The sequence below is a fragment of the Castellaniella sp. GW247-6E4 genome (genome assembly GCF_040276065.1).
In the GTDB taxonomy this organism is placed as follows: Bacteria; Pseudomonadota; Gammaproteobacteria; order Burkholderiales; family Burkholderiaceae_B; genus Castellaniella.
Genome location: NZ_JBELOI010000057.1, coordinates 1 through 622, shown reverse-complemented (window position 1 = coordinate 622; position 622 = coordinate 1). Strand labels below are relative to the sequence as shown.

Here is a 622-nt window from a genome sequence, read left to right as displayed (position 1 = left end):
CTGCGTATTCCGATGATTGTGACCACTGATTCCGGTGATCGTGACCACCTTGTGTCGGACAGGTGGTTTTCTCTGATTCCGGTATCGTGACCAGTCATTCCGGCATCGTGACCACCGATTCCGGTGATCGTGACCGGTGCGTTCCAGCGGGGTTGAACAACAACGCGTTGTCATCAACCCTGCGGTAGTGTGATGGGCTTTTTGGAGCCCTCATGCCGCCGCCTCTTCTGAGAACGCACATGATCAAATTGATCTTGCAACACGTCTTGTCGCAGGGCCAGTCCCAGCGGCGTTGTGCCCAGGCGCTGGGTATCTCCAAGGGCGTGGTCGCCAAGTATGTCGCTGCCGCCCAGGCGGTGGGCCTCACCTGGGCGGCCATCGAACCGTTGGCCGAGCATGAACTGGAAGCGCGGCTGATTCCCGCCCGAGGCGCGGCACAGGCCCCGCTGCCGGACTTCCCGACCATGCATCGTGAGCTCGCGCGCAAAGGCGTCACGCTCATGCTGCTATGGCAGGAATACCAGGCCGACCACCTGGGCCGGCGCACCCTGCAATACAGCCAGTTCTGCGAACGCTACCACCAGTACACCAGGACCCTGAAGCGCTCGATGCGACAGGTGCA

The 622-nt window shown here is 61.4% G+C and carries 1 protein-coding gene; it reads left to right on the top strand.

Annotated elements, in window-relative coordinates:
- Positions 1-239: 239 nt before the first annotated feature.
- A partial coding sequence (locus ABS761_RS16920; protein WP_502881461.1) for an IS21 family transposase occupies positions 240-622 on the top strand: 383 nt, incomplete at its 3' end.